Raw genomic sequence first — 23,564 nt, forward strand, 5'->3', positions numbered from 1 at the left:
TATTGTTATTATAAAGTAAAATAGAACTATGAATAAATCCATCGGAATTTTTAGCTTAATCTGTATTTCTTTTTTTAATACTTCTTTTGGGCAAACTATGATAACTACTAATGCTGTAGGTTTAGATCATAGTAATACCTCTATGTATGCTGTTAGTGATTATTCAGATGGATTCTATGTTACTTTAGAAGATTTCATAAATAAAAAAGTGACCAAACTTAATCCAGTTGAACGTAGAGCGATTGTTGGATTTGAAAAAAAAATAATACCTAAATATGTTATTGTAGATCATGTGTTTCTTTATACGGTAGCTGATCAAATGAAACTGACGGGAGTTTTTGCTGTTTCGCTAGATGGAAATCTTTACATACAACAAAAAAATTTCCGCAAGTATGCGGTAAAAGGAGATAAAAATGAAGAAGGAAATAACCCAAACTCATACCATAAAGTGTTGCAAGCGGGAAGGTTTTTCTATTTAGAAGCGGAACTTGCTAATAGCTGGTCAAAGGGATTTGCTTATGGAAGCGGTGGAGCTGTTGGAGGTGCAATAGGATCTTCCATGAATCTATTAAAGGGGATTGTATTTGATATTGTTAAAAAAGAGTTTAATGTTTTAAAAGATTGTAAAGATTTCAATGAATTTTTAACAATTTATCAAGCGGAAAACCTAGAATGCAGAAACAAAAAAATAGATATCGTAACGGTAAGAGAAAATATTAATAAAATTATTAAATAAGAAATTTGTTTTTTAAATCAAAAGAGGAACAAACTAAACAGTATAAAACGGAAATAAAAGACAGTTATGATTATTGAACCAAGAATGAGAGGATTTATTTGTACAACATCACACCCAGAAGGATGCGCGCAAAATGTTAAAAATCAAATAGAATACATAAAATCTAAAGGGGCGATTAATGGAGCAAAAAAAGTCTTAGTGATTGGTGCTTCTACTGGTTTTGGTTTGGCCTCCAGAATTACAAGTGCTTTTGGATGTGACGCAGCAACTATTGGTGTGTTTTTTGAAAAAGCACCTTCTGAAGGAAAAACAGCTTCGCCTGGTTGGTATAATTCAGCCGCTTTCGAAACACAAGCTCATACTGCTGGATTGTATGCAAAAAGTATTAATGGAGATGCATTTTCTAATGAAATCAAAAAACAAACAATAGATCTTATTAAAGCGGATTTAGGTCAGGTAGATTTAATTATCTATAGTTTAGCGTCCCCAGTTCGCATGCATCCTACAACAGGAGTGCTGCACCGTTCTGTTTTGAAACCTATAGGAAGTACCTTTACAAATAAAACCGTTGATTTTCATTCTGGAAAAGTATCAGATATTTCTATCGAACCATGCAGTGGTGACGATATTGAAAATACTGTTGCTGTAATGGGTGGTGAGGATTGGTCGATGTGGATTGATGCTTTAAAAGCTGAAAATTTATTAGCTCCTGGAGCAACAACTGTTGCGTATTCATATATTGGTCCCTTATTGACCGAAGCAGTTTACAGAAAAGGGACTATTGGTCGTGCTAAAGACCATCTTGAAGCGACGGCTTTTGCTATCACTGATCGTTTAGCGAGTATAGATGGAAAAGCATATGTATCTGTTAACAAAGCATTAGTAACGCAGGCAAGTTCTGCAATTCCAGTTATTCCATTGTATATTTCATTGCTTTACAAAATAATGAAAGAAGAAGGAATTCACGAAGGATGTATTGAACAAATTCAACGTTTATATCAAGAGAGGTTGTACACAGGAAATGAAGTTCCTGTTGATGATAGCGGTAGAATTCGCATTGATGACTTAGAAATGCGTTCGGATGTTCAGGAAAAAGTAGCTAAATTGTGGATCCAGGCCGTAACTGAAAACTTAGCTGAAATAGGGGATTTAGAAGGATACAGAAAAGATTTTTACAATTTATTTGGATTTGATGTTGCAGGAGTAGATTATAAGGCAGAAACAAACGAAGTAGTAAATATTGAAAGTATTACTTAATTACAAGCATCTCTACTACTAGAAATAGAGGAATAAAATAGAAACTATTTTAAAACCATCAACTGTAAGTTGGTGGTTTTTTTATGGAGAAAGATTATATTTGTTAAAATTTTCAAGTTCCAAAATACAATACTAATACGACATTATAATTTATGCTGTTTTCCTTAATAATTCCAGTTTATAATCGGCCAGATGAAGTGGACGAACTCTTAGAAAGCTTGACTCATTCTACCTATAAAGAGATATTTGAAATTGTCCTTGTAGAAGATGGTTCTACTTTAGTATGTAAGGAAGTGGCACAAAAGTATGGTGATAGACTTGATATTTCATATTATTATAAAGACAACTCTGGTCCTGGTGATTCCAGAAATTACGGTATGAAAAAGGCTAGAGGAGATTATTTTATCATTTTTGATTCGGATTGTATTATTCCAAAAGAATATTTAGCAGTCGTTGACACCGCTTTAAAGCAAGACTATGTTGATTGTTTTGGTGGACCAGATCACGCTTTAGACAGTTTCTCTGACATACAAAAAGCAATCAATTTTGCGATGACTTCCTTTCTTACAACAGGTGGGATAAGAGGTGGTTCAGAGAAAATAGGGAAGTTTCAACCTAGAAGTTTTAATATGGGATTGTCTCGTAAAGGGTTTGAAGCATCCAAAGGTTTTGGAAACATTCATCCAGGTGAAGATCCAGATTTATCCATTCGTTTGTGGAATTTAGGATTTGAAACTAAACTTTTCCCCAATGCTTACGTGTATCATAAACGAAGAATAGACTGGGATAAGTTTTCCGTTCAGGTAAATAAATTTGGCAAAGCAAGGCCTATTTTAAATAGCTGGTATCCAAAATACAGTAAATTAACTTTTTTCTTTCCTTCTATTTTTATTATTGGATTTTTTATCTCCTTTTTATTGATGTTAGTTGTTAACTTTGATTCGCTACTCCAGCTGTATTTTGTGTACTTTTTGGTACTGTTTTTGGTGTCTTCTTACCAGAATAAGAGTATTAAAATTGGTTATTTATCTTTAATAGCTGTTTGGAAACAATTTTATGGGTATGGTTTAGGTTTTATAAAATCCTATTTTAAAGTGATAATTTTAAAGCAAAAACCTCAAGAAGCTTTTCCTGAATTATTTTTCAAAATATAATATGACAAAAAATATTGGATTAACGGGTGGCATTGGAAGCGGAAAAACGACCATTGCTAACTATTTTCATTCGTGTGGGATTCCAATCTATATTGCTGATGATGAGGCAAAAAAGTTAATGCAATCATCAGAAATTGTAGCTGCTGTTAAAAGTACATTTGGCGATATAGTTTTTGAAAATGGCAATATAAATAGAGAAAAATTGGCTGAAATTGTGTTTAATGAACCTTTTAAATTAGCAGAACTAAATGCTATTGTTCATCCAGCAGTAAAAAGACATTTTAAGCAATGGCTATTGGAAAATGAAGCAGCTGAATACATAATATATGAAACAGCTATTTTGTTTGAAAGTGGAAGTTATAAAGATTGCGATTTAATTATTACCATCACAGCTCCTGTGGAAACTAGAATTCAGCGTGTCCTTAAGCGAGATAAAACGACTCGCGAAGCGATTTTAAAAAGAATGGACGCACAATGGAGCGATGAAAAACGAACTTCAAAAAGTGATTTTGTTGTAGAAAATAGTACAATCGAAAATGCCAAACGCGAAGTGGATCAAATTCTTAAAATTTTGAAGATTAAACAAAAACACACATAGGTGTTAATGTTTGGTTAATCTATTATTTAATATATTGTTAAAATACTAAATTTGTTTCGATGAACAAACTTTTTTTTAGATTACTTGTTTTATTGATGAGCTTATCCCTTATTGGGATTATTCTTGTACAGGTGTATTGGTTCAATACCTCTTTCAGAAATAATGATGAGCAGTTTAAATTTCATGTTAAGCAAGTTATTGGTAATGTGGCTGATAAAATTCAAAAGCAGGAAGCATATAACTTTTATGATAAAATAAATCATTATAAAGACAGCACCGGAAAAGTGCCTAAGAAGGATGACATACTGGAATTTTATTATGTTCAAAAAAATCCTCGGACAAATAAAACAATTATATATTCAAACAGTATAATTTCAGAAGATTACAATATATCACCAACGTTCTTTGATAAAAAATTTGATAGCGAGAAGTTTAAGAGTTTTAGTTCTAAGCGGGTTACTGAGGTTTATAGCGATAATTCAATTGATAAATCAGCCGTAAACAAAAGTTTAATACCTGATATTAGAATTGAGAAAATAGGAAACTTAGACGTTTTAGATAACGCTTCTTTTGAGATTTATTATAAAGATTTTGCATCGGTATTGCCTATTCAGGAAAGAGTTTCAAAGGAAACATTGAGTAAACTGATCAAAAAAGAATTAGAAGAATATGGCGTTAATACTAAATTTGAATTTAGTGTATACAGCAATAATTTAGCCACCAAAGTAAAATCTACTGATTTTAAATACGATAAAGAGGCAACCTATTCCATTCCGATATTTTCAGATAACGAAGGCAATAGTAAATACCAATTGCTCGTTACTTTTCCTCATAAAAAGAAATTTTTATTGTCTGAATTGGTTAGTGTTACCGTGCTGTCTATCATTTTTACGCTTATTATTTTAATTGCTTACTCAAGTGCTTTGAATCAATTGATTCGCCAACGTCAAATATCTGAAATCAAAAATGATTTTATCAATAACATGACGCATGAGTTTAAAACGCCAATTGCAACAATAAATTTAGCCCTGGATGCCATTAGAAATCCAAAGATAATTGATGATAAAGAGAAGGTTCTTCGGTACCTCCAAATGATAAAAGATGAGAATAAAAGGATGCATGCGCAAGTAGAAAATGTGCTTCGTATTTCTAAATTAGAAAAGAAGGAATTAAATATTGTCAAAGAATCTCATAACATTCATGATATTATCAATGACGCAATAGAACACGTAAATTTAATATTAGAAGATAGGGAAGGAACGATCGTTAGTCATTTTAATGCACTACGAACTACGGTGTTAATCAATGATGTTCATTTTACCAATGTGATTGTAAATATTTTAGAGAACGCCATAAAATATTCTCCAAATGTACCAGAAATTGAGGTTTTTACAGAAAACATCAAGGACATGATCATTATCAAAATTAAAGATAAAGGTTTAGGAATGAGTAAAATTGCTCAAAAAAGAATTTTTGAGAAGTTTTATAGAGAACATACAGGTGACATCCATAACGTAAAAGGTCATGGTTTAGGTTTAGCGTATGTAAAGAGAATTGTGGATGACCATAACGGTCAAGTTTATGTAGAAAGTGAAAAGGGAAAAGGGAGTACCTTCATAATAAAATTACCATTAATAAATTAGAATATGGAAAATGTAAATAAAAAAATACTTTTAGTTGAAGATGACCTTAATTTTGGAGCGGTTTTAAAAGATTATTTAATGTTAAATGATTTTGACGTGACCCTAGCTAAGAACGGAATGGAAGGATTTGAAAAATTCAAAAAAGATACTTTCGACTTATGTATTCTAGACGTCATGATGCCTTATAAAGATGGTTATACTTTAGCAAAGGAAATCAGAGAAAAAAATAATGAAGTGCCTATTATTTTCTTGACAGCCAAATCGATGAAAGAAGATGTGCTGAAGGGATATAAAGCGGGTGCTGATGATTACTTAAATAAACCTTTTGACTCTGAAGTTTTGTTGATGAAAATTAAAGCGATAATTCAAAGAAAATCTTCAGATACTAAAGCAGAACAAATACAGTTTGAGTTCAATATAGGTAAATTTCATCTGAATTCTAAACTTCGTTTTTTAACGTTTAATAATGAAGAGCCGATTAAATTATCTCCAAAAGAGAACGAATTATTAAAAATGCTGATTCTTCATGAAAATGATTTAATGCCAAGAGAATTAGCCTTGACAAAAATCTGGAGAGATGATAACTATTTTACTTCAAGAAGTATGGATGTGTACATCGCTAAACTTAGAAAATACTTGAAATTGGATGAAAATGTTGAAATTTTAAACATCCACGGAGAGGGATTTAGATTAGTTGTCAAAAATAAAGTAGTAGAATAAAGTAAAGAGGCTTCAAGAAATTGGAGCCTTTTTTTTTGGAGCTACTTCCTGCTATCCATTGCAATCTTTATTCTCGTTAAAGAAACGAGAATAAAGGATTTCCATTGCTATCAGGGCTAGGGTTTAGAGCGAGAGAGGTATTTATTTCACATCGGAAGATTTTTTCTAAGAAGGGCAACATATACGCGTTATTTCCAATTCAGTTGTAATGCAAAACTTGTTTTATCATCCTTGGTAATACTAAACACCGTTTTACTCTCGGAATTAGTTTCGTGTATTTGAACTCTATCCTTCAAAGATAATTCTTTTAAGAAATTCATCTCAAAACTTTCAATTTTTTGGTTAAGGATTAAATTTTCGTTTGCCAAATCCAAGCACCACTCTAGATATTTGACATTATTGACATGATTTACAATATCTAGATCAGATAAGAATACTGTTTTTTCAAAAACTATTTCTTTGTCATGATCCAAATTAATTTTGGAAAATCCATGTACCGTAGCTTTGGTATTAGGATAGAGTTCAAAATGATCAAACGGTAAAGCTAAACCTTCAGGTCGACGCTTTTTAGTATTGAAAACAGCCCAAAAAGTCTCAGAACCTACAATTTTTTCTCCGTTAACGTGCATTTCTAACGCCCGAACAGAACGGGAGTTTTCCAGTGAATTGATCCATGTTTTTACCGTAACTGTATCTCCCCATTTTGGTAATTTAGAGATTTCAACACGCATCCGACTTAAAACCCAAGCTTGATCGAATTCCTGCATGTCTGTAAAACTGATTCCACCAACTTCAGAATGGGCCGCAGCGGTTAGTTGCAGAATATTGCATAAATCAGTATACTTTAAAAAGCCATTTGGAGCACATTGTGTAAAATTAATTTCCCAGTCTTTGCTGAGAATAGAGGTAAAGTTTGGAGATATAGACATAGCTAATTTAAATCGTGTTAATTGTGAATTTCATGCGGCAATGAACGGGCACTATTTTTTAGAATTTATGTATTCAACTATTTTTTCATAAGGAGTTTCAAAATCAAACCATTTGGTATTTTCATTTCTTTTAAACCAAGTGATTTGGCGTTTTGAGAAGCGTCTGGTGTTTTTCTTTATTTCTTCGATGGCAAAATCCAGTGAAATTTCCCTATCAAAATAGCTGAATAACTCTCTGTAACCCACAGTTTGCAATGCATTCAATTCTTTATTTGGGAATAAGGATTTGGCCTCAGCCAGAAGACCTTCGTTCATCATAATGTCCACACGCTGATTGATGCGGCTATAAATAATTTTCCTATCGGCTTCTAAACCTATTAAAATGGGAGTGAAGTTGCGACTGTTTTTTTTCTGGTTTAAAAAAGAAGAATATGGTTTTCCAGAACCGATGCAAACTTCTACAAAACGCATCATTCGTTGCGGATTTTGTAGGGTTTGTGGATTTTCGATGGATAGTGTTTTATAATATTCAGGATCTAAAACTTCGAGTTTTTGTTGTAAATATCCGATTCCCAGTTTTTCATAATTTGCATTTATATCGGAACGAATCGCAGGGTTAATTTCTGGAAATTCATCAAAACCCTTTAGAATGGCGTCAACATACAATCCCGATCCACCTACTAAAATAGCGTAATCGTTAGTTGAAAAAAGCTCATCTAGTTTTATGATAGCTTCTTTCTCGAAATCTCCCACGGTATAATTTTCTAAAATAGATTTATTTTGGATAAAATGATGGTTGGCTGCAGCCAATTCTAATTTGCTAGGAACTGCAGTTCCAATAGTCATTTCCTTGAAAAACTGTCGGCTGTCACAGGAAATTATGTCGCATTTAAAGTAATTTGCCAATACAATGCTTAAGGCGGTTTTTCCTATAGCGGTAGGTCCAATAATGGTGATTAGGTATTTCATATTTTTTTAGCCCAGATGGGAACGGAAACCCCGCAGTTATGGAAGTTAGTTTTTCTTGGTGTAAAAGAGCGACTGGAAGAAGCTCCTTTTAAACTATAGAAAAACAACTGGAATAACGAGGAGTTGCAGTGCACAGCTGGATTGGCTTCAAATTAATAAATTATAGTTCTGTTCCACAATGGAAGCAGTATTTTGCATTAGATTCATGGCCTTCGGTTCCACAACTTGAACAGGGATTAACCCTTTGGGCCAATGCTTTTTTACGATTAGTGTTTGCAAATTCAGCAGAAACGATCCCAGTAGGAACGGCGATTATTCCATATCCCATGATCATAACTAGGGAGGCAATGGCTTGTCCTAGCGGTGTAATAGGTGAAATGTCACCATAACCAACCGTTGTTAGCGTTACTATAGTCCAATAAATACTGATAGGTATGCTAGTGAAGCCACCTTCTTTTCCTTCGACTACATACATGATTGATCCTATTATGATGCTACTAATTAGCATGAAGTAGATGAAAATAAGAATTTTACCTTTGCTAGCATTTAAAGCCTCCCGCAAATGAATGGATTGGCTAGAAAATTGAGGGTGTTTAAGGATCTTAAATAGCCGCAAAAGTCTAAAAGCGCGAAATATAGTTAAGACACTGGTTCCTACAAAAAATAGCGATAAATACATGGGTAATGTTGCAATCAAATCAATAACTCCATAAAAACTAAAAATATATTTTAGAGGTTTATTTATGGAAATAATGCGAAGAAGGTACTCTAGAGTGAAGAAAATGGTGATAATCCACTCTAAAACAAGGAGTTCTTGATGGTATTTTGTATCGAAACCTTTAACGGTTTCGAGCATAACAATTACTACACTTACTAGTATCACACCTAAAAGTACCAGATCAAATAAACGCCCTGAAGCAGTATTCGTCCCGTAAATGACAATATTTGTTTTTTGTCTAAAGGTGTCAAATTTTGACTTTATTCTTTGCATACTTAAATAGGGATTAACATGCGTTTAGAATCGTATTGTCTTTAACGTTTTATTTTTTCTAATATGTCCCTGAATAATGCTTTTAGTATCACGGTTGTTTTGCATTGGAATAATAATGTTTCTCAAGATTTCAATATTGTGTATTTGGTAGTTCAAGTCATAAAAAGCATAACCTTTATATATGCCATTTTCTATCAAAACTGCTGATTTTTCGCTAATCGATCTTCCTTTATCAATCAACACCATATTTTGATTTTCGAAACTATTTTTTTCGATAAATGCTTGAACTCTTGCATTGTATTCTTCTGGAGAGATAGCGCCTAAGCACGCTCCGTCACATTCTTTTATGCTGTATTGAAAACAGTTCGTTTTAGTGCTATACAATCCCGTTAATTTTTGGCATAAATTGTAGTGAGACGTGATTCTAAACAAAGCATTTTTTCCTTCTTGAATGGAAGTGAAAGAGGTAATTTCTTTTTTTCGACCATCAGCTTTTTGTAGTTTTAAGTTGATGTATCCTTTTTCATCTTTTTCAGCATACAAAGCAAGCTGGAAAATACTTTTTCGTTGAGCTCTATTATAGATGGGTTTGTTGATTTTTATTTCTTCGCTTTCTTTCAATAAAGCGACAAGCTCACTTCCAGTTTCATCATAGGTTACGGTGAATACTTCGGCTTGAATTTTTTTGCATTTAGTTGATGTTCCTGTAAAATGCTGGTTGATTCGTTTTTTTATATTTCGGCTTTTGCCAATGTAAATTAGATTTCCTTTTTCATTATGAATGTAATACACTCCAGTTTTAGCTGGTAATTTAGAGACAATATCTAATAATTTTGGTGCAATTCCTTTTTGGATTTCCAGTTTTATAAAATCTTTTACGATTTCTTTTTCCAAATCTTTTTCCAGCAGAATTTTAAATAATTTAACCGTTGCTAAAGCATCACCACTGGCTCTGTGACGGTCTGCCATTGGGATTCCAAGGGCGCGCACAAGCTTTCCTAGACTGTGGGAAGGTTGCTCAGGTAATAGTTTTTTCGATAATTCGACTGTGCAAAGTGTTTGGGATTCAAAATCGTAACCTAAACGGCGAAATTCAGTTCGTAGGATTCTGTAATCAAAGGAGGCATTATGAGCCACGATTACGCAATCTGCTGTCATTTCGATAATGCGTTTGGCAACTTCAAAAAACTTAGGAGCTGAGCGCAACATAGCATTATTGATACCAGTAAGTTTAACAACAAACGGTTGAATAGGAATTTCAGGATTTACCAAACTGATGAATTGATCGACCACTTCATGGCCATCAAATTTATAGATAGCGATTTCAGTAATTCCCTCTTCGTTGAATTGTCCTCCAGTTGTTTCTATGTCTAATATTGCGTACAAATTTTTTATTTAATGTTTAATGTTACAAATTACGAAACAGCTGAAATGCATCGCCAGTTCGCTATTGCTCAAGTCAAAAATCGTCAATTAAAAATCGAAAATTGAAAATCAATTTCTACCTCCAAAGATACTACTTCCTATTCGAACCATTGTGCTTCCACACTCGATTGCGAGTTGGTAATCTCCGGACATTCCCATGGAAAGAACTGTAAATTGTGAGTTGTGAACTGCAAATGAATCAAAAATAGATTTCAAATGGGTAAATTCTTTTTTTATTTGGTTTTTATTATCCGTAAAGGTTGCCATTCCCATTAAACCAACAATACGTATATTCCTCATTTCTTTAAATTCGCTTGATGATAGCAGTGAAGTAAGTTCTTGCTCGTCAAGACCAAATTTAGTTTCTTCTTCCGCTATGTGTATTTGCAATAAGCAATCGATTACTCTATCTGCTTTTACGGCTTGTTTATTGATTTCCTGTACTAACTTCAAGCTATCTACTCCATGAATCAAGTTAACAAATGGAGCCATAAATTTGACTTTATTGGTTTGCACGTGCCCTATCATGTGCCATTGAATGTCTTTTGGCATTGCTTCGCATTTCTCTGCCATTTCTTGGATTTTATTTTCTCCAAAAATGCGCTGGCCAGCATCATAGGCTTCCATAAGAGCTGCAATTGGTTTGGTTTTAGAAACGGCGACTAAGGTTACTTGCGCTGGTAAAGTGGATTGTATGGAAAGTATATTTTCAGCTATTGACATTTTTTAAATCTTTTAATTTTTAAACTTTTAATTTAACCTACAGTTCATACACAACTAAACCGCTTCTGAATTTAGGTTCAATATAAGTACTTTTAGGCGGCATAATGAGATCAGCGTCAGCCAATGCTTTTATTTCTCCAATATTTGATGGAAATAGAATAAAAGCGATTTCAAATTCCTCTTGATCAATTTTATTTTTTAGTTCTAGTACGGATTGCTTTCCTGAAAGGTATTCTATTCGTTCATCATTGCGTAAATCTTCGATAGCTAAAATGGGTAATAACACTTTTTTGTACAAAATTTGTGTATCTAAACTATCCAAAACAGTCTCGAAAATTTCATTTTCATTTCGTAAATTTAGACTATAAAAAGAATGGTCTAAATACATTCCGAATTCATGTTTTCGGGAAGGTTGAAATGCTTGTTGGAATTTATTTTCTATAATAAAATCCTTTTGTAATTCTTGTAAAAAGGCTTCTTTAGTAAATCCGTTCAAATCCTTTACCAAACGATTGAATTCGTATATTTTAATGTTGTTTTCAGAAATTAAGTAACTAAGGATGTGATTTTTAGCTGTGTTTTCTAGGTTGTCATTTTCTTCGGATAATAATTTAAGCGCTTCAGTTCGATGATGACCGTCTGCGATGTAAAGGCTTTGCGTTTTTTCAAAAATATTCTGAAGCCAATTTATTTCTAAGGCATCTTCAATTTTCCACAGATAGTGAATCTCTTTTTTTGTAGTCGAAAATTCAAAATCGGCTAACTTTTGGGTACAGTTAAATATCCAGTTTTCAATGGTTTTATTATCAGGATATGTCATCAAAACTGGTTCCGTATTAAACTCTGAATATTTCATGTAATCTTTGAGCAATCGGACCCTAAATGCGATAATATCCTCGTGTTTTTTAATGATATTATTGCAATAATCAGCTACACTCGTACCAACGATAATTCCGGTAAAAGATTGGGTCTTAGTTACGATTTTATGAATGTATATTGCTGGTTTTTTGTCTTTTACTAAAATAATCTCATTTTTGAAATCCTCATATTTTTGATGAACTTGACGGTATCTTTTTTCAAAAGAAACGGTTTCCTGATTCGTATAAGCAGGTGTGAGAATATGTAAAAAAGACAATGGATTGAAGTCCAATTGCGCCGCTAATTCAGCATTTACATATTCTTCGTAAGAGCGACAGGTAACAAGACAAACTTTATCGCGAGTGGGACGAACTGCTTTGAAAGGAATTATTTCAGCCAAACTATTTTAGTTTAATGTTTAAGGATTTGCTTTTTTGAAACCAACTAGTATGGAATTCAAAAATTGATCATTAGCCTCGATTAAAGTGGAAATCCTTTTTTGTTCTTTCTTTAAGAACAAAAAGATTGCAACGGAAAGCGGGACAAAAATGGTTATGGAAACAAGTGATTTGCTTCAGAAAAAATTAAACAAATTGTTTAGCAATCTTCTCCGCTTTTTTAGTTTCAGAATAATCATAGAAACCTTCACTGGATTTCACGCCTATTTTTCCTGCCCGAACCATGTTAACTAAAAGCGGACAAGGCGCATATTTTGGGTTTTTGAAACCATCATACATTACATTTAAAATGGCCAAACACACGTCAAGTCCAATAAAATCAGCTAATTGTAAAGGCCCCATTGGGTGTCCCATCCCTAATTTCATCACAGTGTCAATTTCATAAACACCTGCTACTTTGTTGTATAATGTTTCGATTGCTTCGTTGATCATAGGCATCAAAATTCTATTGGCTACAAATCCAGGGTAATCATTTACTTCAACGGGAGTTTTTCCTAATTTTTGAGACAACTCCATAATGATTTTGGTCACTTCTTCTGATGTGGTGTAGCCACGAATGATTTCGACAAGCTTCATAATTGGTACTGGATTCATAAAATGCATCCCAATAACACGTTCTGGATGTGCCACAACCGCTCCAATTTGAGTAATAGAAATAGAAGAGGTATTAGTTGCTAAAATTGTACTGTGCGAACACGCTTCATTTAACTGTTTGAATATGTTGAGTTTTAATTCTACATTTTCAGTAGCTGCTTCAATAACTAAATCAACGCCAACAACGCCGTCTTTAATATCAGTATACGTGATTATATTGGTAATGGTTTTTGCTTTGTCTTCTTCAGTTATGGTTCCTTTTGAAACCATTCGGTCTAAATTGGTTGCAATAGTTGCCATTCCTTTATCGAGTGATTTTTCGGAAACGTCGATTAATTTCACGGTAAAACCGCTTTGAGCAAATGTATGAGCAATTCCATTACCCATTGTTCCTGCTCCGATTACTGCTATTGTTTTCATTCTGTTATTTTTGTTTAAGGTTTGATTTTTCAAGTTGGATTACCCAATAGCTTGAAAATTGAAAGCTGAATTATTTCCCTATTTCTTAAAACAAGCGATTATTTGATATGCTACTCGAAGTGCTTCTGTGGCTTGTTCTAAGGTAACTATAGGCGTTGTATTGGTGTTTATTGCATCTGCAAAAGACTCCAATTCGTCCAAAATCGCATTATTTTGTTCTACATCAGGATTAGAGAAATAGATCTGTTTTTTAATACCTTCTGCATTTTGTAAAATCATATCAAAATCCCCAGGAACCTCGGGAGCATCTTTCATTTTGACTACTTCGCATTTCTTTTCCAAGAAATCTACAGAGATGTAGGCATCTTTCTGGAAAAATCGTGATTTACGCATGTTTTTCATCGAAATTCGGCTTGCTGTTAAATTAGCCACACAACCATTTTCGAATTCGATTCGTGCATTAGCAATATCAGGAGTGTCACTAATGACAGAAACACCGCTAGCACTAATATTTTTAACTTTTGATTGGACTACACTTAAAATTGCATCAATATCATGAATCATCAAATCCAAAACTACGGGAACATCTGTTCCACGGGGATTGAATTCAGCAAGACGATGGGCTTCAATAAACATAGGGTTTTCAATCATGTTTTTGGTCGCGATGAATGCTGGATTAAAACGCTCTACATGACCAACTTGGCCTTTGACCTTATATTCGTTTGCCAAAGCTATAATTTCTTCGGCCTCTTCAATGGTATTTGAAATTGGTTTTTCTATGAAAACATGTTTGCCAGATTTGATGGCAACTTTGGCACATTTATAATGGGAAAGGGTAGGCGTAACAATATCAATTACATCCACTGCATGAATAAGTGTGGCGATTGTACTAAAATTTTTGTAACCAAATTCTTTAGAAACCTTTTCAGCATTTTCTTGGTTTGGATCGTAAAAACCTACTAATTCATACTTTTCAGATTGTTGTAATAAACGCAAATGTATTTTTCCTAGATGACCAGCACCTAATACTCCAATTTTCAGCATAATGATTTAATTTATACAAAAATAGCAATAAAATGGTTAAAATTCAATTTTTAAAATCCCAAATTCCAGTGAGAAAAATAATAAATCGATTTAAAATGTGGGATTTGGTTTTTGGTATTTTTCCCTCTATTTTTGTCAAAATTAAATATCAAATTTTGAAAGATACAGCCAAACATCAAGGACTTCGGAATCAATTAGTAAGCGTTTTAGAACAAAAAGGGATTACTGATAAAAATGTTTTGGCTGCGATAAAAAAAATCCCACGTCACTTGTTTCTGAATTCCAGTTTTGAAGATTATGCCTATCAAGACAAGGCCTTTCCTATTGGCGCAGGGCAAACGATTTCTCAACCTTATACTGTAGCTTTTCAATCGCAATTATTAGAAATACAAAAGGAACATAAAGTATTAGAAATTGGAACGGGTTCTGGTTATCAAACGGCGGTACTTTGTATGATGGGTGCAAAAGTATTTAGTGTGGAAAGACAAAATGAATTGTTTAAATCCACCTCTTTATTATTTCCAAAACTGAATATCCGACCCAAACACCTCTCTTTTGGAGATGGATACAAGGGATTGCCAAGCTATGCGCCCTTTGACAGTATAATTGTAACTGCGGGTGCTCCGTTTATTCCTCAACCATTGATGTCTCAATTAAAAATAGGAGGGAGACTTGTTATTCCGCTAGGCGAAGAGGTACAAATTATGACTTTGTTAATCAGGAAAAACGAAACTCAATTTGAAAAACATGAATTTGGGGAGTTTCGCTTTGTCCCACTATTAGAAGATAAAAACTAAAAAATCCTCTCCAACCCTTAATACGTAAAATAAGGAGCTGAAGATGAATCTTTATTGACCAATGATAAACAGATACCGTTCTAAGCTTTCTTTCTCTATTTGTGCAATGAACAACAAAAAATCCTCTTTGTTGTTTTTAGTTTGGGCTATTTCAAGTGTTTGATAATATTGCATTCTACTTTCATAATCCCCTTTTATATTTGCAATAATGTAGCCATTTTGTAATAAAATTAAGTTCATTACCAAGCGTGAAGTTCTACCGTTTCCATCAATAAATGGATGGATAGTAACCAAGCGCTCGTGCATTTCAGCAGCCAAAACAATTGGATGAAGACTTGATTTATTGGTTTCGTACCAAATAAAATAATCTTCCATTTCCTTAGCGACTAAAAAAGGTTGCGGAGGCATGTGGCTGATTCCTTGAATCATCACTTGAACTTTTCTATAACGACCCGCATCTTCAGGTTGAATTCCTCTTAAAATAAGATTATGAATAGACAATACTTCTCGTTCATTTATGGAACTATTTCTTTGGATTAAATCTTTAATGTAGGCAATTGCTTCTTGATGATTTATTACTTCAAGATGTTCCCGCATACTTTTTCCGGAAATAGTTAGACCTTCATTGATAACCAAATCAGTTTCACGTAACGTCATGGTATTTCCTTCGATACGGTTGCTTTCAAAAGTATATTCTAGCTCTAAAGCTTGTGCAATGCGGTAACTATCAAACTGACGAAACCCATCCAGTTTTATCTTGAGAATGTCTATTTCATTTAAAATTTTTTGAAGTGTACTAGATATTTTTTTCTTTGAGGATTTACTTTGAAATCTAATTTCTTGCTCCGCAACCAATAATGCTTTTAAAGCAAACTCATCCTGCCCAATTTCGTAAATAATTTTTTCTTTAAGCCAGGAGACCATAATGGTTTCTAAGTCTATTTCTAGTAAAGCAGCAAGTTTTACCACTTGCTCTCTGGTGGGTTTGCGAGTACCACTTTCAAATTTACTCACCAAGGCCTGATCAATTCCTAAAAGTTGTGCCACTTCTCTAGTTTTGAGTCCTTTTTGTTCTCTTGCATTTTTGAGTAGAGTTTTTATTTTAAAAATGTTTTAAATTGTCTTGACAAATTTAGTCATTTTTCAAAGTTAAAAATATTTTTATCAATTTTATTTTAATTTAAAACGATTTTTTTATTCTGTCAAGGTCGCGTTTGGTGTCTTGTTCTTTAAGAGATTCCCGTTTGTCATAGGTTTTCTTTCCTTTGCATAGGCCAATTTGTAGTTTAGCCATTCCTTTTTCATTGGTAAACAATTTCAAAGGGACTATTGTTAATCCTTTGGCTTGAACGCTTTTCAATAAACCTTTTAATTCTTTTTTATTTAAAAGTAATTTACGCTCGCTTCTAGCTTTGTGGTTGAATTGATTCCCAAAAGTATATTCTTCAATATACGTATTGATTGCAAAAAGTTCATTATTGCTAAATTCGCAAAAACTTTCTGTGATGTTCGCTTTACCTAATCGAATGGATTTGATTTCGGTGCCAGCCAAAACGATTCCTGCAGTGAACGTTTCGATTATTTCATAGTCGAATTTCGCTCTTTTATTGAATATATTTATTGTTTTTAGCATAGTATGCAAAGGTATAATAAAATTGAAAGTTTATACAGTATTACTTGGTAAAATAAGTATAAATATTCTTCAAACTATGACTTATATCAGTAAAAAACGAAATTCTACAGCATAAATTTGTTCAACAATTTAAACCAAAGTTAAAATAAAATAAATTATCTTAGCCTTTATGGCAGTGTCCTTTTTGACATTAAATGCACAAACAAAAGAAGAAAAAAAACTCCTGATTTCAAAAAGTGGCAGGCTCGCATCAGAGGAATTGCTGTTATCCCATACGAGAGTGCCAAAATTGGTATTGTTGGAGGTTATGTTTCACTTTCAGATACATTTGTTCCAGAATTAGACTTTACTTATTTTTTTACTAAACATTTTGCGACGGAGTTAATTTTAGCAACTACTAAGCATGAGGTTCATACCGTTGGCTCTGATATTTCAGCCATTGGTGGACCCAATAATGCCAATATAGATTTAGAAAGTGTTTGGTTATTGCCGCCAACATTAACGGCACAGTATCACTTTAATCCCTTAGCTGAAAAGGTATTTAAACCTTATGTGGGAGCTGGGGTCAATTACACTATTTTCTATAATGTAGAAGATGGAAATACAGTTAAAAAAGTAAGCTATCAAAACAATTTCGGCTATGCTTTCCAATTAGGTTTTGATTTGATGCTAAACGAAACCTTTTTTATTAATGCTGATGTTAAAAAATTATTTTTAAAAATAGTTGTTACTGTTGATGCTTCTAATTTAGCAACTGGACTAGCGATGCCTGCTGCTGTAACAATTAATCCACTAATCATGGGAATGGGTATTGGAATGAAGTTCTAAAATTTTAGTAAAGCAAAAAAAGTCACTATTATTTGATAGTGACTTTTTTATAGTTTTATTTTATGCTTTGACTCAGCTTATTCTAATTTCAATAATTGGTGACTTATATCATCTCCTATTAGTGTCACAATATAAAGATTCCCAAAAGTTGAATCGCCAATGTCTTCATATGTTTTTCGATTAATAATTTGATTTACAAAATTTGGTATGGTATTACTGTGGCCGACAATCAAAACTTTTTTTCCTAACGTTTCCTTTTTGAAGGATTCAATTGCTATGTTTTGAGGATCATAAATTTTAACGGTACTCTTTTTAGCAGCAGCAGTTGGACTTGCCGTTTGAACTGTTCTTCTAAAATCAGTAGTGTATACTAAATCAAAATCTACTTCTGCGAATATTTTGTTCCAATGATCGGCTCTTTCGATACCTTTTGATGATAAATCTGGATTTTTAGAACTTTCTACTTTTTCAGCATGGCGCACAAAGTAGTAGGTCGTTATTGTTTTTTGTCCAAAACTGATATTTATAAAAAAAAATGTAAAAAGTAAGAGAAATTTTTTCATTAGAATAAATTTAAAAAATAAGTAATTGCTGTTTTTATATATTTGCAAAATGGAAAACTTAAAATCAAAAGATCCGCTTCACGGAATTACACTTCAAAAAATAGTAGAACAATTAGTAGATCACTATGGATTTGATACCTTAGGAGAGCTCATAAAAGTAAAGTGTTTCACGGACAATCCCAGTGTAAAATCCAGTTTAACTTTTTTACGAAAAACGGATTGGGCTAGAAAACAAGTGGAAGACTTATACGTTCAATCCTTGCCTAAATTTGAAAATAAAGCCTAGTCTAATTGATATGAAATCATAACGCCACCGCGGTAAGGCAACCATTCACCACTTTTATTGTAATTTTTTGCTCCGTCATAACGCTCTCCAGTACTAATTAGGTACCCTTTGTAAAATCCCTGATGATTTCCACCGCCGATAAAAAAATCAAGTAGAAAGCGGTCTTTAATCTTTTTTTGATATCCTACAGTAGCACCAACCATGTATCCAACTCCTTTTTCATAGTTGTCAGTGTTGAAATAATTCCATTTCTGAAAATTGTACAAGGTGCCTCCAACATGTGCTCCAACATAAAAACCATTATATTTTTCTCTGAAATGGTAGCGGTATTCAGGTATAAAAATATAAAATTGTGCTGGATTGCCATTTATTGATTTCCAAAAAGAGGCTGTAATGTCAAATTGAAAAGTCGATTTTTTTCCAATACTAGTTTCAATACCAACATTTGGAACCGTCAATAAAGTTGTTACAGCATTTACTTTTACGTAAGTTTGGCTTTGTGATAATACAGAGAAAAATAGAAAAGAGACTATGAATAATTTTTTCATGAAGAGAATTTTATATCTATTTGAACTAATTGCGCAGGGGACTAAGCGAAGCAAAGATAAATCTTAATTGGATAGTTTATTTTTGTTGCAATTAATTTATTAGGTATCCTTACCAATACGCTCTAATTCGAATGCTGCGTATTTAACAGAGAATAAACCACACTATCCCAAAAACGGCCATCATAATATTCATTTTCTTTAAAATGAGCTTCTTTAACAAACCCATTTTTCTCTAAAACCTTTGCTGAAGCTTTATTTTCAGGGTCAATAACCGCTTCGATGGAATGCAATTTCATCACTTGAAAACCATAACGTAACGCTTCTTTTGCGGCTTCAGAAATGATTCCTTTTCCATGATAATCGGGAAGCAGCATGTAACCAATTTCGGCGCGAAAATGCTCAGGTTTTATTCTATAGTGACCAATTATTCCAATCAATCTTGGATTGTCTTTCAACGTAATCGCCCAATTGATTCCCTCATTAGTGTCTATTTTACTGTCAATCATAGCAACATGTTCTAAGGCATCTTCATCGGTTTTTAATAAAGGTCTTGGAATGTATTTCATCGTTTCCGGATTAGATCGCAATGCAAAAATTTCCTTTACATCAGCAGGAACCACTCTTCTTAAAAGTAAACGTTCGGTTTCTAAATTTGGAAATGGGGTAAAAGAGATTGTTAACATGTTAATTTTTTTAATTAAAGTAATTCAATGCTATATTTTGATTGGAATTCTCCGTTTGATTCTAAAATTTGAATGCCTTCTTTTTCGAACAAATCTCCGCTACTTTCGGTAGTGTCAGAATAGCCAAACCAGGGTTCAATACAAATGAAAGGTGCATTCCTCTTAGTCCAAATTCCTAAACTCGGAAAACCTTCAAAATGTACTTTCAATACTGGATTTTCATTTTCTAAAATAGTCAATGATTTGGAATGAAGTGTTTTGAAAATCAAAGCGTCATTTTTAAATAAATCATAAGTTAGTGGAATTTTTTTATCATCAACTTTTAGTCTCTCTGTTTTATTTGAAACCAAGTCATTTTCTAAAATATGATACTCCAAATCTTCTTCTTTTTCGAAAGCAATCGCATAATTTTCAAATTCATGCGGTAAGGCAAAAGCTGGATGTGCTCCAATAGCAAATGGCATTTTAGATTTTCCTTTGTTACGCACCTGGTATGCAATAGCTAAGTTGTTTTCTTCTAAAGTGTAACTAATTTGCAATTCAAATTCAAAAGGATATACTTTTAAGGTGTCAGCAGAAGATTGTAGAGTGAAAGTAGCACTGTTCTTGGTCGAATGGATTAATTGGAATCCCATATCTCTTGCAAATCCGTGTCGAGATAAGGAGTAGTTTGTTCCTTGGTATTGAAAAGAATTATTTTTCAAAGTTCCTACAATAGGAAATAAAATAGGAGCATGCTTACCCCAAAATTCAGCATTTCCTTCCCAAATATATTCTTTATTCTGATTCGTTTTTAACGAAATTAATTCAGCACCAAAGTGTTTAATTGTAGCAGAAAGAGTTGCGTTTTTAATTGTAGTTGTCAAAATTAGGTTTCAGTTTAATTTAAAAATCATTTATGCTGTAAATATATTTTATAATTTTTAATTCTGATCTGCTTAATCCATGATTTTACATCTCAAAGCAGAATGAATTTAGTTTAATAGTTTAAAATTCTCTTTTTTTTCATTAATTTGTGATATAAATCATAAGAAAATGAAAAATATTCGCTTCGGAGTCATACTCCACTTAACTTTATTCTTATTGGGAGTTAGCTCTTTATCGGCACAACAAACTCCTGGAAATTCATCTGGTACTGCTAATTCTAAGTACGATTATCATGATGCTTTTGCACCCTTTTTTTACTCCAAAAATGGAACAAGTACACGTTCTGCAAGTGGTCAGCCCGGTGCTGAATATTGGCAAAATAGTGCTGATTATAAATTAACTGCCAAGTTGGATGAAAAAAACAATGAGATTACCGGAACGGGAATCATTACGTATACGAATAACAGTCCTGATAAAATGGCTTTTGTTTGGATGAACTTAGACCAAAATTTATTTAAAGAAGATTCCCGTGGAAGTGCGATAGTTCCTTTGAATGGAAGTAGAAATGGGGCTCAAGGCCAAATTTTTGAAGGTGGACATAAAATAAAATCGGTAAAAGTTATTAGTACTTTGAAGGGAAAAGCAACCGAAACAGAGGCCAAGTACGCAATCACGGATACCAGAATGCAGGTTTTTCTTCCACAAGGATTAAATGCTAAAGGCGGTTCCGTTAAAATTAAAATCGACTTTTCATTCATAGCGCCTTTTGAAGGTTCTGACCGGATGGGAGTTTTAGAAACTAAAAACGGAAAAATATTTACTATGGCACAATGGTATCCTCGCATGTGTGTTTATGATGATGTAAGAGGCTGGAATACAAATCCGTATCTGGGAGCTTCAGAGTTTTACTTGGAATACGGTGATTTTGACGTGAGTATTACTGCGCCATCCCATCATATTGTGGTTGCTTCTGGAGAATTATTAAATCCTGCGGCTGTATATTCTACTGTAGAACAAAGTAGATTAGCTCAAGCCAAACAAAGTGATAAAACAGTTTTTATACGTACCGCTGAAGAAGTTGCAATTTCATCTAAAACAGCTGCTACAACTACTAAAACGTGGAATTATAAAATAAAAAATTCACGTGATTTTTCTTGGTCTTCTTCTGCTTCATTTATTTTAGATGCTGCAAAAATCAATTTACCAAGCGGAAAAAAATCTTTAGCTATTTCTGTTTATCCAGTTGAAAGTGCTGGAAATGACGCGTGGGGACGTTCCACTGAATATACAAAAGCATCGATTGAAAACTATTCTAAAAGATGGTTTGAATATCCCTATCCAGCAGCTACAAATGTTGCGGGTAATGAAGGCGGAATGGAATATCCTGGTATTGTTTTTTGTAGTTGGGAGTCTAAAGGAGCTGATTTATGGGGTGTTACGGATCATGAGTTTGGCCACATTTGGTTTCCTATGATTGTAGGTTCCAATGAAAGATTGTTTGCTTGGATGGACGAAGGCTTTAATACTTTTATAAATTCATTGAGTTCGGTTGATTTTAATAACGGTGAATATAAAGAGGAAAAAGCGGATATGCATCAAAGAGCGGAAGTATATACTAGCCCAAATCTAGAAACGATTATGAGTTCTCCCGATAATATGAAAGAGACTAATATTGGTCTTTTGGCGTATTCAAAACCAAGTTCTGGATTAGTGATTTTACGAGAACAGGTTCTTGGTAAAGAGCGTTTCGACTTGGCTTTGAGAACCTACATAGAGCGTTGGGCATACAAACATCCGCAACCAGATGACTTCTTTAGAACAATTGAAAATGTTGCTGGTGAAGATTTGAGTTGGTTTTGGAGAGGTTGGTTCCAATACAACTGGCGTTTAGATCAAGGAATAAATTCAATTAAATATGTAAAAAACGATCCGAAATTAGGTGTTGTAATTTCGATTGAAAACTTCGAAAAAATGGCAATGCCAGTAAGTTTAGACATAAAAACAAAAAGTGGAAAAGTATCTCGCGTGACTTTGCCCGTGGAGGTGTGGCAAAAAAACAAAGCTTGGTCTTTTAAACACAATTCGACAGAAGAAATTGAAAGCATCACACTAGATCCAGATCATGTTTTACCGGATAGCAATTCAGCAAACAATACTTGGACAGCAAGCAACGGTTTGATTGAAAAAGATTTAATTTTGGATGGTTACTTAGGAGTTTACTCCACTAAGATGGCTCCTCTAAAAATTACTTTTACAGAAAAAAATGGTGCGTTAAATGTTCTGATTACCAATTATCCAAGTTTTTCAGTGGAACCAATTGGGAAAAACACATTAGAATCTAAACAAGCGGGACTTAAATTTGAATTTAATGATAGCTTAAATGGATTTGAAATGTTGACACCTGATGGACAAAAAATACCGTTTACCAAAGACAAATAGTATTTTGACATAAAATCCAAAAAAAAAGACTTGCAGATTTAATTCTACAAGTCTTTTTTTATGTTCTTGTCCCGTCCTGAAATAGCGATACACAAAAAGTATCCTAATGGAAAAACATGAAGAAACACGCTATGTGAAGCGGACTCAAAAAGATTATTCAATGTCTTTTAAATTACAAATTGTTCAAGAAATTGAACGAGGACAACTTACAGTTACAGAATCCACAAAGACTTATGGCATTCAAAATAGATCAACTGTTGTTAAATGGCTTAGAAAATTCGGTAACTTTGATTGGGAAAACCAAACACCATTTACTATGTCAAAGTCGCCAGAACAAAAGATAATGGAACTTGAAGCCAAAGTAAAACTTCTAGAGAAACAGAAGTCTTTTTTGGAACGAC

At 33.3% G+C, this 23,564-nt stretch carries 25 protein-coding genes; 11 read left to right on the forward strand and 14 right to left on the reverse strand.

Annotated elements, in window-relative coordinates:
• Positions 1 to 97: 97 nt before the first annotated feature.
• The 6 genes from BLS90_RS12550 to BLS90_RS12575 all read left to right on the forward strand — a co-directional run bounded on the left by BLS90_RS12550 (position 98) and on the right by BLS90_RS12575 (position 6,108).
• Positions 98 to 736 (forward strand): hypothetical protein, encoded by a 639-nt coding sequence (locus tag BLS90_RS12550; protein ID WP_139171422.1) that lies wholly within the window; start codon positions 98 to 100, stop codon positions 734 to 736.
• A gap of 66 nt (positions 737 to 802) precedes the next feature.
• Complete coding sequence (gene fabV, locus BLS90_RS12555) at positions 803 to 1,993, forward strand: enoyl-ACP reductase FabV (protein ID WP_091258218.1); 1,191 nt, start codon at positions 803 to 805, stop codon at positions 1,991 to 1,993.
• Between the two features lie 152 nt (positions 1,994 to 2,145).
• Positions 2,146 to 3,147, forward strand: a complete 1,002-nt coding sequence (locus tag BLS90_RS12560) for a glycosyltransferase (RefSeq protein ID WP_091258220.1) — start codon at positions 2,146 to 2,148, stop codon at positions 3,145 to 3,147.
• A gap of 1 nt (position 3,148) precedes the next feature.
• Positions 3,149 to 3,745 (forward strand): dephospho-CoA kinase, encoded by a 597-nt coding sequence (coaE, locus tag BLS90_RS12565; RefSeq protein WP_091258223.1) that lies wholly within the window; start codon positions 3,149 to 3,151, stop codon positions 3,743 to 3,745.
• Between the two features lie 59 nt (positions 3,746 to 3,804).
• On the forward strand, positions 3,805 to 5,388 hold the full coding sequence (locus BLS90_RS12570) for a sensor histidine kinase (RefSeq protein WP_091258224.1): 1,584 nt from the start codon (positions 3,805 to 3,807) through the stop codon (positions 5,386 to 5,388).
• Between the two features lie 3 nt (positions 5,389 to 5,391).
• Positions 5,392 to 6,108 (forward strand): response regulator transcription factor, encoded by a 717-nt coding sequence (locus BLS90_RS12575; protein ID WP_073352998.1) that lies wholly within the window; start codon positions 5,392 to 5,394, stop codon positions 6,106 to 6,108.
• Between the two features lie 188 nt (positions 6,109 to 6,296).
• Here BLS90_RS12575 and BLS90_RS12580 read toward each other — a convergent pair whose 3' ends face one another.
• The 8 genes from BLS90_RS12580 to BLS90_RS12615 form a co-directional block, all read right to left on the reverse strand.
• Positions 6,297 to 7,037: an acyl-[acyl-carrier-protein] thioesterase gene (locus tag BLS90_RS12580; protein WP_091258226.1), complete on the reverse strand. Its 741-nt coding sequence runs from the start codon at positions 7,035 to 7,037 to the stop codon at positions 6,297 to 6,299.
• A gap of 51 nt (positions 7,038 to 7,088) precedes the next feature.
• A complete protein-coding gene (gene miaA, locus BLS90_RS12585) occupies positions 7,089 to 8,006 on the reverse strand; it encodes a tRNA (adenosine(37)-N6)-dimethylallyltransferase MiaA (protein WP_091258228.1) in 918 nt (305 codons plus the stop codon).
• Between the two features lie 160 nt (positions 8,007 to 8,166).
• Positions 8,167 to 8,997 (reverse strand): ion transporter, encoded by an 831-nt coding sequence (locus BLS90_RS12590; protein ID WP_091258230.1) that lies wholly within the window; start codon positions 8,995 to 8,997, stop codon positions 8,167 to 8,169.
• Positions 8,998 to 9,021: 24 nt separating this feature from the next.
• Entirely contained in the window at positions 9,022 to 10,383 is a 1,362-nt protein-coding gene (locus BLS90_RS12595; RefSeq protein ID WP_091258232.1) for an exonuclease domain-containing protein, read from the reverse strand.
• Between the two features lie 108 nt (positions 10,384 to 10,491).
• Positions 10,492 to 11,145, reverse strand: coding sequence for a YggS family pyridoxal phosphate-dependent enzyme (locus BLS90_RS12600; protein WP_091258234.1), 654 nt, complete (start codon positions 11,143 to 11,145; stop codon positions 10,492 to 10,494).
• A gap of 37 nt (positions 11,146 to 11,182) precedes the next feature.
• On the reverse strand, positions 11,183 to 12,403 hold the full coding sequence (locus tag BLS90_RS12605; protein ID WP_091258236.1) for a DUF1015 domain-containing protein: 1,221 nt from the start codon (positions 12,401 to 12,403) through the stop codon (positions 11,183 to 11,185).
• Positions 12,404 to 12,587: 184 nt separating this feature from the next.
• The gene (locus BLS90_RS12610; protein ID WP_091258267.1) at positions 12,588 to 13,475 is read right to left on the reverse strand and encodes a 3-hydroxyacyl-CoA dehydrogenase family protein; all 888 of its coding nucleotides are present in this window, start codon (positions 13,473 to 13,475) and stop codon (positions 12,588 to 12,590) included.
• A gap of 78 nt (positions 13,476 to 13,553) precedes the next feature.
• Complete coding sequence (locus tag BLS90_RS12615) at positions 13,554 to 14,519, reverse strand: Gfo/Idh/MocA family protein (protein ID WP_091258238.1); 966 nt, start codon at positions 14,517 to 14,519, stop codon at positions 13,554 to 13,556.
• 155 nt (positions 14,520 to 14,674) lie between these two features.
• Here BLS90_RS12615 and BLS90_RS12620 point away from each other — a divergent pair, with 155 nt between their 5' ends.
• Positions 14,675 to 15,316 carry a protein-L-isoaspartate(D-aspartate) O-methyltransferase gene (locus tag BLS90_RS12620; RefSeq protein WP_091258268.1) on the forward strand — a complete coding sequence of 214 codons (642 nt, stop codon included), beginning with the start codon at positions 14,675 to 14,677 and terminating at the stop codon, positions 15,314 to 15,316.
• 51 nt (positions 15,317 to 15,367) lie between these two features.
• On the opposite strand, the gene BLS90_RS12625 is transcribed toward BLS90_RS12620, so the two are convergent.
• On the reverse strand, positions 15,368 to 16,417 hold the full coding sequence (locus BLS90_RS12625) for a Fic family protein (protein ID WP_091258239.1): 1,050 nt from the start codon (positions 16,415 to 16,417) through the stop codon (positions 15,368 to 15,370).
• Between the two features lie 79 nt (positions 16,418 to 16,496).
• The gene (gene smpB, locus BLS90_RS12630; protein ID WP_066076948.1) at positions 16,497 to 16,949 is read right to left on the reverse strand and encodes an SsrA-binding protein SmpB; all 453 of its coding nucleotides are present in this window, start codon (positions 16,947 to 16,949) and stop codon (positions 16,497 to 16,499) included.
• 294 nt (positions 16,950 to 17,243) lie between these two features.
• Here smpB and BLS90_RS12635 point away from each other — a divergent pair, with 294 nt between their 5' ends.
• Complete coding sequence (locus BLS90_RS12635; RefSeq protein ID WP_245705106.1) at positions 17,244 to 17,777, forward strand: OmpW/AlkL family protein; 534 nt, start codon at positions 17,244 to 17,246, stop codon at positions 17,775 to 17,777.
• Between the two features lie 77 nt (positions 17,778 to 17,854).
• Here the strand turns inward: BLS90_RS12635 and BLS90_RS12640 are convergent, their stop codons facing one another.
• Positions 17,855 to 18,340 carry a phosphoglycerate mutase family protein gene (locus BLS90_RS12640; RefSeq protein ID WP_091258244.1) on the reverse strand — a complete coding sequence of 162 codons (486 nt, stop codon included), beginning with the start codon at positions 18,338 to 18,340 and terminating at the stop codon, positions 17,855 to 17,857.
• 49 nt (positions 18,341 to 18,389) lie between these two features.
• On the opposite strand from BLS90_RS12640, the gene BLS90_RS12645 reads away from it, so the two are divergent.
• The gene (locus BLS90_RS12645; RefSeq protein ID WP_091258246.1) at positions 18,390 to 18,626 is read left to right on the forward strand and encodes a VF530 family protein; all 237 of its coding nucleotides are present in this window, start codon (positions 18,390 to 18,392) and stop codon (positions 18,624 to 18,626) included.
• Here the strand turns inward: BLS90_RS12645 and BLS90_RS12650 are convergent.
• The 3 genes from BLS90_RS12650 to BLS90_RS12660 form a co-directional block, all read right to left on the reverse strand.
• Positions 18,623 to 19,174, reverse strand: a complete 552-nt coding sequence (locus BLS90_RS12650) for a DUF3575 domain-containing protein (RefSeq protein WP_091258248.1) — start codon at positions 19,172 to 19,174, stop codon at positions 18,623 to 18,625. The genes BLS90_RS12645 and BLS90_RS12650 overlap by 4 nt on opposite strands.
• Before the next feature lie 122 nt (positions 19,175 to 19,296).
• On the reverse strand, positions 19,297 to 19,857 hold the full coding sequence (locus BLS90_RS12655) for a GNAT family N-acetyltransferase (RefSeq protein WP_091258250.1): 561 nt from the start codon (positions 19,855 to 19,857) through the stop codon (positions 19,297 to 19,299).
• Between the two features lie 14 nt (positions 19,858 to 19,871).
• Positions 19,872 to 20,723, reverse strand: coding sequence for an aldose 1-epimerase family protein (locus tag BLS90_RS12660; RefSeq protein WP_091258252.1), 852 nt, complete (start codon positions 20,721 to 20,723; stop codon positions 19,872 to 19,874).
• Between the two features lie 169 nt (positions 20,724 to 20,892).
• Between BLS90_RS12660 and BLS90_RS12665 the strand changes: the two genes are divergently transcribed.
• The gene (locus tag BLS90_RS12665) at positions 20,893 to 23,163 is read left to right on the forward strand and encodes a M1 family metallopeptidase (protein WP_091258255.1); all 2,271 of its coding nucleotides are present in this window, start codon (positions 20,893 to 20,895) and stop codon (positions 23,161 to 23,163) included.
• A gap of 106 nt (positions 23,164 to 23,269) precedes the next feature.
• Positions 23,270 to 23,564 (forward strand): transposase (locus BLS90_RS12670; RefSeq protein ID WP_139171423.1); only part of this gene is annotated, 295 nt, incomplete at its 3' end.

This window comes from Flavobacterium omnivorum (assembly GCF_900099915.1).
GTDB lineage: Bacteria > Bacteroidota > Bacteroidia > Flavobacteriales > Flavobacteriaceae > Flavobacterium > Flavobacterium omnivorum.

Bases quoted from the DNA above. Each gene is read 5' to 3' on its own strand.
- BLS90_RS12615 (WP_091258238.1), bottom strand. From the start codon at position 14,519: ATGCTGAAAATTGGAGTATTAGGTGCTGGTCATCTAGGAAAAATACAT.
- BLS90_RS12570 (WP_091258224.1), top strand. From the start codon at position 3,805: ATGAACAAACTTTTTTTTAGATTACTTGTTTTATTGATGAGCTTATCC.
- coaE (WP_091258223.1), top strand. From the start codon at position 3,149: ATGACAAAAAATATTGGATTAACGGGTGGCATTGGAAGCGGAAAAACG.
- BLS90_RS12560 (WP_091258220.1), top strand. From the start codon at position 2,146: ATGCTGTTTTCCTTAATAATTCCAGTTTATAATCGGCCAGATGAAGTG.
- BLS90_RS12580 (WP_091258226.1), bottom strand. From the start codon at position 7,037: ATGTCTATATCTCCAAACTTTACCTCTATTCTCAGCAAAGACTGGGAA.
- BLS90_RS12590 (WP_091258230.1), bottom strand. From the start codon at position 8,997: ATGCAAAGAATAAAGTCAAAATTTGACACCTTTAGACAAAAAACAAAT.
- BLS90_RS12655 (WP_091258250.1), bottom strand. From the start codon at position 19,857: ATGTTAACAATCTCTTTTACCCCATTTCCAAATTTAGAAACCGAACGT.
- BLS90_RS12575 (WP_073352998.1), top strand. From the start codon at position 5,392: ATGGAAAATGTAAATAAAAAAATACTTTTAGTTGAAGATGACCTTAAT.
- fabV (WP_091258218.1), top strand. From the start codon at position 803: ATGATTATTGAACCAAGAATGAGAGGATTTATTTGTACAACATCACAC.
- BLS90_RS12665 (WP_091258255.1), top strand. From the start codon at position 20,893: ATGAAAAATATTCGCTTCGGAGTCATACTCCACTTAACTTTATTCTTA.
- BLS90_RS12640 (WP_091258244.1), bottom strand. From the start codon at position 18,340: ATGAAAAAATTTCTCTTACTTTTTACATTTTTTTTTATAAATATCAGT.
- BLS90_RS12550 (WP_139171422.1), top strand. From the start codon at position 98: ATGATAACTACTAATGCTGTAGGTTTAGATCATAGTAATACCTCTATG.
- BLS90_RS12645 (WP_091258246.1), top strand. From the start codon at position 18,390: ATGGAAAACTTAAAATCAAAAGATCCGCTTCACGGAATTACACTTCAA.
- miaA (WP_091258228.1), bottom strand. From the start codon at position 8,006: ATGAAATACCTAATCACCATTATTGGACCTACCGCTATAGGAAAAACC.
- smpB (WP_066076948.1), bottom strand. From the start codon at position 16,949: ATGCTAAAAACAATAAATATATTCAATAAAAGAGCGAAATTCGACTAT.
- BLS90_RS12600 (WP_091258234.1), bottom strand. From the start codon at position 11,145: ATGTCAATAGCTGAAAATATACTTTCCATACAATCCACTTTACCAGCG.
- BLS90_RS12610 (WP_091258267.1), bottom strand. From the start codon at position 13,475: ATGAAAACAATAGCAGTAATCGGAGCAGGAACAATGGGTAATGGAATT.
- BLS90_RS12650 (WP_091258248.1), bottom strand. From the start codon at position 19,174: ATGAAAAAATTATTCATAGTCTCTTTTCTATTTTTCTCTGTATTATCA.